Annotated in this window: 8 protein-coding genes; all 8 read right to left on the bottom strand. The window is 34.6% G+C overall.

All coding sequences use genetic code 11. The annotated features are described in order from the left end of the window. Nucleotides 1–76: 76 nt before the first annotated feature. The 8 genes from DXA20_RS16875 to DXA20_RS13010 all read right to left on the bottom strand — a co-directional run bounded on the left by DXA20_RS16875 (nt 77) and on the right by DXA20_RS13010 (nt 7,000). Nucleotides 77–778 (bottom strand): hypothetical protein, encoded by a 702-nt coding sequence (locus tag DXA20_RS16875; RefSeq protein ID WP_243100663.1) that lies wholly within the window; start codon nt 776–778, stop codon nt 77–79. 44 nt (nt 779–822) lie between these two features. Next, nucleotides 823–1,818, bottom strand: coding sequence for an SIR2 family protein (locus DXA20_RS16870; RefSeq protein WP_243100662.1), 996 nt, complete (start codon nt 1,816–1,818; stop codon nt 823–825). Between the two features lie 296 nt (nt 1,819–2,114). Continuing rightward, complete coding sequence (locus tag DXA20_RS13035) at nt 2,115–2,792, bottom strand: PIN domain-containing protein (protein ID WP_118561355.1); 678 nt, start codon at nt 2,790–2,792, stop codon at nt 2,115–2,117. 168 nt (nt 2,793–2,960) lie between these two features. Then, nucleotides 2,961–3,269 carry a helix-turn-helix domain-containing protein gene (locus DXA20_RS13030; protein WP_118561353.1) on the bottom strand — a complete coding sequence of 103 codons (309 nt, stop codon included), beginning with the start codon at nt 3,267–3,269 and terminating at the stop codon, nt 2,961–2,963. 218 nt (nt 3,270–3,487) lie between these two features. After that, nucleotides 3,488–3,703 (bottom strand): PF20097 family protein, encoded by a 216-nt coding sequence (locus DXA20_RS13025; RefSeq protein WP_118561351.1) that lies wholly within the window; start codon nt 3,701–3,703, stop codon nt 3,488–3,490. 124 nt (nt 3,704–3,827) lie between these two features. Beyond that, nucleotides 3,828–4,583, bottom strand: a complete 756-nt coding sequence (locus DXA20_RS18035) for an NUDIX domain-containing protein (protein ID WP_118561349.1) — start codon at nt 4,581–4,583, stop codon at nt 3,828–3,830. Further along, the gene (locus DXA20_RS13015; RefSeq protein WP_118561347.1) at nt 4,583–5,218 is read right to left on the bottom strand and encodes an HD domain-containing protein; all 636 of its coding nucleotides are present in this window, start codon (nt 5,216–5,218) and stop codon (nt 4,583–4,585) included. The genes DXA20_RS18035 and DXA20_RS13015 overlap by 1 nt, the downstream gene beginning before the upstream one ends. 300 nt (nt 5,219–5,518) lie before the next feature. Further along, complete coding sequence (locus tag DXA20_RS13010; RefSeq protein ID WP_118561345.1) at nt 5,519–7,000, bottom strand: ATP-dependent nuclease; 1,482 nt, start codon at nt 6,998–7,000, stop codon at nt 5,519–5,521. Between the last annotated feature and the right edge of the window lie 18 nt (nt 7,001–7,018).

The raw sequence follows: 7,018 nt of genomic DNA, 5'->3' as shown, positions 1-7,018 counted from the left end.
CGATATATTATATGATTTCCAATTCTGTCTAAAAAATTTATTCATAACATCAGAAATAATGTTCGGAGCTAAAACATTAAAAAGATTTTTCTGCAAATAATTTACTACGCATCACTTTATAATCCTGCGATTTGTCATAAAGATCATAATCATCACTTTCTACTATTATTCGATTCATTTTTTCCAATGCATAAAATATGTCTTCATACGATTCAATGCAGTCACTAAAATAAAAATACATCATATCCATTGAACAAGGCACACCACAATAACTCGTATAATTAACCAACACAAACAATTCTAATAAATCAATTTTCAAATTACTGTCTTTATATTTTTTTAAATCTTTTACATAGCTTTTTATTCTTTCTTGAATCTGCGTTGAGGTGGCCGTATAAAAAACTATTTCTAATAATGAAATATTTTGATTCTCCGTCATCAACCCAAATGCATCTGAACTGGACCGATTCATCGACTTACATATCATTTGAATATCATTTTTATTAAGTTCGCTTATATCCACTATTCTATCCGATGATATATTTAGGAACTTTTTTATATATTCATAATTTAACGCTCTTTCAGCTAGAACCAACTTTATATTTTGTGCTTCTTTCAACACATTAAGTGCATCAACATTGCTATACAAGTTGTCAATAAAAACGGTTACGCTTTTATCTTCTTTAACTAAATCTACTAATTTCTCTGCCTCTTGCTTTATAATATTATTAAACCAAAACTTTCTACCTTTTAACTCGTCCGAAAAAGCCAATTGCATCAATAATGTAGATTTTCCGCATCCCGGAATACCTGTTATAAGTGTTATATCCCTTTTAATATAGTCTCTAACAAAATGAAATAATAAGATGTCTTGGAAACATTATTCGACACAATATCTGAAATTATGGGTTCTGCACCGGCAAAAAAATCTACGACAGGTCGCTTTACACCTGATTTTTTTAACTCATTACAAATAAAACTCGTTGGATATTTTTCTCTATACTCCTTATATATATTTTTTCCTTCATCGACATTTTTTGCAAAACTCTGCTTTCCCAAATATTCTATCAATTCTTTTGTATCAGCTTCTATAATATAAAAACCAAGATCTTCGTAATCCTCAATGAATGCCTTGTTCTTTTCTTCCGGATAAACGACTAACCACTTTTGCATAAGAGATTTTGAATATGCCTCACTATTACATAGCAATTGCATTGTATCATTATCATTCAACCTAGTCCCCCAAAAGATTGTAGGTGCTGTTGAAAGCTTATAAGAAACCAATTCAAATAGTTTGCTGTCTTTTATAAACAGATCCGTTAATTCCGTTTCCGTAAACGACATTCTGCTTCCAATTGGATATGTAACCGAGCCATGCAATTTGTATAAACTCACCGCCTTCTCCTTCTCCAGAGAACCATATATTGTGGTATCAGAGAGATTCATCGAAGATCTTGGAGAATCATATATTTTTTCCAATAAATTATCTATATTAATTGTTACAATATTTTTTATTGGTAATTTGGTAATTGTATAATATTCTTCATCAAACTTCTTTACTGTGTATATCTCTTTTAATTCCTTTTCTAAAATATCCGAATTATCAAGTTTTATTTTTTGGCATGTTTTACTCAAATTGAGTTTGCGATTATTATCTAATGAAAATAATTTTATTAATCTCTGATTTATATCATCCCCTAATGGTAGTGATTCATCATTGTTATTATATGCATAAACCGAAAACCCCGCACCTAGAAACAAGTTAATTCCATATGACTTTGCCAACTCTTTAAACAATTCCTCATGATCAAATCTCATAAAATCCTCCTACTCCGTAAATACAATGCTATATTTTTTCTAGAGATATAATCTTATTCCTTTAACAAACATTATGTTTCTAAAATACCTAACACGATATATACCTTTCTCATTTTAATTATCGTATGTTTTTCTATATCCTTATTTCAAAATAAAATGTAAAATAATCATAGGTTTGTCATTATCTCCGAAAAATACCGTTTGCCACTTGCTCGTTTTCACAAATACGCTTCGCAATGTTCTATATCTAGACTACCATAAATGTTTTATTATTTCAACAATAATATATCTATTCTTTATTTGTATTCCCTCTCCATCCCCTTCTTCACCATCCGATAAATCTCCACCCCATCTTTTCTGCCAAACCGATGTAGCGCTCCTGTATACAACTCTCGCCGTCCCCATTTTTCCTTCCCCTTCACATACTCCCAAATCTCTTCCATTCTGTTTTCATACAACGATCCCGTCAAAACCGCCTGCAAATTTCTCTTAACTCGCTCCTGTTCTTCTAAATTAACACTTTCCTCCTCCAAATCCAGGGGCGTCATTCGTTTAAGAAGAAATTTTCGCCGCGAGCAGTCTTCCGGATCTGAAAATAATGTGAGTGCATTTTCTATATTAGAGGCTTTCACAATCTGTGGCTTTCCGGCCTCTTTATCTCTGCTGAAAAAATCTATTACTGCTTGAAAACCTTTATCATTACTAATGATCGCGATTTGCTTTTCTCCTCTTTCGCTGATTATGCCACACTCTGTTGCTATGTAGAAATCAAGTCCGTTTTTCCCCGCTGTTTTTAACTTTACTGCTCGAAATTGGCATTGACTCTCCTTAATCTGCTGCATATAATCTGTCCTGATCTTTCCACAGTTTCCACTGAAAAATATAATTAATGTATCCCCTTTATTCAACACATCCACACCTCGAAGACCATTAACATTACCAACGTTTTCGTAATCCACTAATATTGCCGCCATATTTATTCCTCCTGCTCCCTATTAAAAAAAATCTATTCTCCGTTGCCTAAACTTATTGCAATAGCATTTCAATTTCCTACGCACAATCGTCCCTTTTATACGTTTCGTATATACGGATATTATTATAAAATAAAATGCATGTCAAGATATCCCGACATACACTTTATGTCATTTATTTTCCTGCAATGCGGTCATATAACCGAGTAATCGTTCCTTTTGCCTGCCTCCCAGGTTTCGGAAGCTTTCCAGAACATGCTCTTCCTCTTCGTTCAATGCAAACACATAATCCATCTCTTTGTTTGCGCCACCTGCGCTCTCTGCCAGCAATTCGTACGGTGTGACTCGTAACACTTCACATATCTTTAGTATTTTATCCGCTGAAGGATTTGTATTTTTTCTTTTCCAGTCGCTGATCGTGCTCTGAGAAATTCCCGTCTGTTCTGAAAATTCTTTCTGGCTTAGACCTCTTTTTTTCATGATGAGGAAAATCTTTTCACTAATTAGCAATCAACTCGCCCCCTTACTCAAACTCAGCAAAGTTACATGATATCCTAACTACCCAGCACTTCTTGAAATAAATTTCTTATATTATCTTAAATCCACCGTCTCTACGCTCCATGTATTTCAAACGGCTGAATATATCAGCTGATATCGGATTTCTTCGCTTTGATGGAATTTCCAATAAATATTTTCCTCTACTCTGCCGCAAAATCAGCAAAGATCCTCTTGCATCTTTCACAATAATAGCCGTGAGAATCCTTTACATAAGTATTCGACTTTTTCACATTTTTATTTGAGTCATCCGGCTTAAACTTTATGGTTGCCGGATGTAATTTCGGAATCAGCGTTGCCATTTCATAGAGTTCAACGCTGCCTTCTACCAACTCATCGCCACAATATAAACATTTCATATCGAATCCTCCAAAATGCCAGCTCCTAAATGCCAATTCAGGATTATATTTATTATAATCTTCCTTGCCTTTAGTGTACGTTTTCCTATCATCTGCATGCTCTCTTTCCGGTTCTTGCTTAACATCACATCACAATTTCACTATCGAAATATTGCTCCTGAAAATGAATCTGCTGCCTGATTTCCTCCTTTGAAAAAGTCACTTCCTCAGGCACAACTACCCATTTTTCTTCTATATCATTTTTTCTGTGAACAATGGCAATAATTTTACCCGTAAACTTGTCTACCGGCTCGTTTACACCTAATATATAGGCATCCTGCTCTTCTCCGTCTGGTGCCATAATTCCTTCAATAAAACCATAATTTACCGGGTAATACATCTCTTTATGTTCCGGATGATAACTTCCTAGTGGTCTATCAACTGTAACAGTTACTATTGTTCCGATTACAGAATTATTTTTTATCTGCAAATACCTTTCTATCAATTTCGGCTGTATCGATGGATATGTCCAGTTCTCCGGCAATTCATCCATAAGAACCATCTTCTCCATTTCGCTATGTAATTCCTTAGTAAACTCTGTTATCTCCGCAAAACAAAGCAGTCCAAATGTTTCCTCGCCGGTATCATTCACTCTGTTCTTACCTGTTACTGAATAAACACAGATCGGCTTTATCTCAAATCTGACTGCCCCTGTTTCTTCCTGCAATTCTCTTTTCGCCGTTTCAAGAATGTTCTCCCCGGCTTCTCTATGTCCTCCCGGCACTTCATAGGTATCTCTTTCTTTATGCTTGCAAAATACCCACTTGCCGTTACTCTGTGAGATAATTACTGCAAATTTCAGCAGTTCATCATTAACTGTATCATAAAATTTTACTTCCATCACATTTTCCCTTCCCATTCCAGCATAAACTCATTCAGAAATTCCTGCATTACAACCTGTCTATGTTCTGCCAGTTTCTTTCCCTCAGTCGTATTCATCATGTCTTTCAACAAAAGCAACTTTTCATAGAAATGATTAATGCTTGTAGAATCTTGATTATTCCGATACTCTTCTTTATTCATTCCCATTTTAGATTTTATTTCCGGATCATAAATCTTTCTTCCCCTACTACCACCATATGCGAATGTTCTGGCAATTCCAATAGCTCCTATAGCATCAAGTCGGTCTGCATCCTGCACACATTTTCCTTCTATGGTATCAGGTACGACTGAATCAGTTCCTACAAATGAAACCTCATCTATAATTTTGCATACCGCCTCTATCCTTTTACCATCTATTTTGTTAATTGTCATAAAATCAACTGCATTTTTCTTGATAGCATAATTGTCGGGAAAAAGCTTAATATCATCCACATCATGTAACAGAGCTGCCAACTGCACTGTTTTAACATCTGCATTTTCCTGTTTTGCGATTTTAGTAGCCAGTTTATATACTCGTATCGTATGATAATAGTCATGACCACTACTGTCTCCCGAAAATATACTTTTTATAAATCTCTTTTCATTATCTGTCATCTTTTCTCCTAATCAACCTAGCAACGCAATATATTGATTTATGAAAGTCATTACTCTCCCCACAAATAGAGCCAAACTAGAGCCATTCGATAAAACAAATGCCGGAAACCCGCATAAATACAGGCTTTCGGCATTTTAGTCCGTTATTCGAACTCGGCAAAGTTGCCACATATATTAAACTATTTTGTTTAGTTTTTGTGGTAATATCGCCTGTAATTTATTTGTTTTGCATATTTTATTTTGGCTTACTGATTTTTTGTTGCCAAAGTGTTGCCAGTTATTCATCTCTTACTTCCCATTTTATACAATCGGTAGGTACTGTTTTATTCTCGTTATCAAATCTTTACACTCATCTTCAAACTTTTCACTCCATGTAGTCAAAAAGGCATCCTCTATTATATTTTCGTCTACAAATCCAATTTTCTCCCCAATTTGTCCAAAAATCAAATGATGATCTCTATTCGTCCTGCTCACTTCAAGTATAGTTTCTTTCACCTCACTTGCATCTTTATATCCACGCATACATCTAACTGATAAAATAGCTGAACATTCATCCAATTTATCTACAATTTCATCAAATACATGCAACTCTGGTGCCTCTCCTGGCAAACGAAATACATGTTCTTCCACATCTTCCATCTGTCTAGAATCTCCATCAATAATACATATAGAGTTTACGGATGTACTTGGATCAGAATGATGATATTTATTTGCCGTTACTGCTGTACCATCTCCTCCCATAGCATAAACTTCAATTGCATCCAATGCAATCGATTCATCTGCTCTGAGCATTGCATATACCCACTTCTTTGCAAATTCATCCTCTACATATATTACTAATTCAGAGTTTATTTCTCCTGTTATACTCCTTAATGAACGAATATCTAATTTTCCTTGGATAGCACTTCCATCAATTGCTGCCCACACAGCTTTAGCTGGTAATGGATTTATTGCATATTGTGAATGCGTCGTAAAAATAACCTGAATATTCTTTCTATCTGCCACATCCAACAAATACTCAACAAGACGTTCTGTTGCTATAGGATGTAATCCATTTTCTATTTCCTCAATCAACACAAGGCTCTGCGGAGCAACATTTTCGATATTTAAAATCATTTTAATAATACTAGATTCGCCTGCTCCAAAATGAAATTCTGAATACATTCTTCCCTCTTTTGTTTTTCCAGATAAAAGAGTAATATTTCCGTAACGATCAGGCTTTATAACTGTATATGCACTCACATCTTTACCTAAGACTTTGGTAATATGAGCCGCCACTTCTGTTCCTAGTGCTTGTATTTCATTTTTCTTAAACACAACATTCTTGTTTGTAAATTTTGAAAGATCTCTGCGTTCAACTGCCGGTAATGTTCTAGATACTCCAAAAAATAATGTCTCTCTTTTCAAAGCATTTCGATACCATTTTTCTTTTGAAAAAGATGCTGTTCTTTTTACTATGTCCATTTTACTTTTTGTCCGATCTATTGCATCATAAGAAATTGACCAGTTTCTCATTTCCTCGTCTAGCTGCTTATTTCTAGTAAAAAACTGCCTCGGAGCTATTGAATTATATAATAACGCACACGCGCCTAAAATAGTAGTCTTTCCACCACCATTTGGTCCAATTAATGCCGTAACTGGAAAATCAAACCGGATTACTTGCTCCTCGAATGCTCGACATTTTATTATATTAATTTTCGATAAATATTTTTCATAATTTAACTTATCTACTTTATCCTCTAGTTTCTTTAATTGAGAATTTCTGATTTCACTTTTATACATAAGCTACTCCTTTCTTCC

It is taken from the genome of Roseburia sp. AM59-24XD, from assembly GCF_003478445.1.
Lineage (GTDB): Bacteria > Bacillota > Clostridia > Lachnospirales > Lachnospiraceae > Jutongia.
This window is presented reverse-complemented; position numbering and strand designations above follow the sequence as displayed.